This is a genomic window from Leisingera sp. XS_AS12 (assembly GCF_041224635.1).
Taxonomy (GTDB): Bacteria; Pseudomonadota; Alphaproteobacteria; order Rhodobacterales; family Rhodobacteraceae; genus Leisingera.
Genome location: NZ_JBGFGM010000124.1, coordinates 1 through 417 on the forward strand (window position 1 = coordinate 1; position 417 = coordinate 417).

Sequence of the window (417 nt, forward strand, 5' to 3'; positions counted from 1 at the left end):
GACGATGTCGGCGCGGTCATCACCGTCGCAGCAACCTATACCGATGGTGAAGGCACGACCGAGAGCGTGACCAGTGCCGCAACGGCCACCGTGACCAACGTCAACGACGATCCGACCGGATCCGTCACCATCGCCGGAACCGCTGCCGAAGATCAAACTCTTACGGCAGCCAACACCCTGGCAGATGAAGACGGGCTGGGCACGATCGCTTACCAGTGGAAACGCGATGGCGTCGACATCAGCGGCGCGAGTGGCAGCACCTACACGCTTACCCAAGACGATGTCGGCGCGGTCATCACCGTCGCAGCAACCTATACCGATGGTGAAGGCACGACCGAGAGCGTGACCAGTGCCGCAACGGCCACCGTGACCAACGTCAACGACGATCCGACCGGATCCGTCACCATCGCCGGAACC

The 417-nt window shown here is 62.6% G+C and carries 1 protein-coding gene; it reads left to right on the forward strand.

Annotated elements, in window-relative coordinates:
* Positions 1-417, forward strand: a 417-nt coding sequence (locus tag AB9K35_RS20325; protein ID WP_369928956.1) for a hypothetical protein, incomplete at both ends; no start/stop codon positions are given.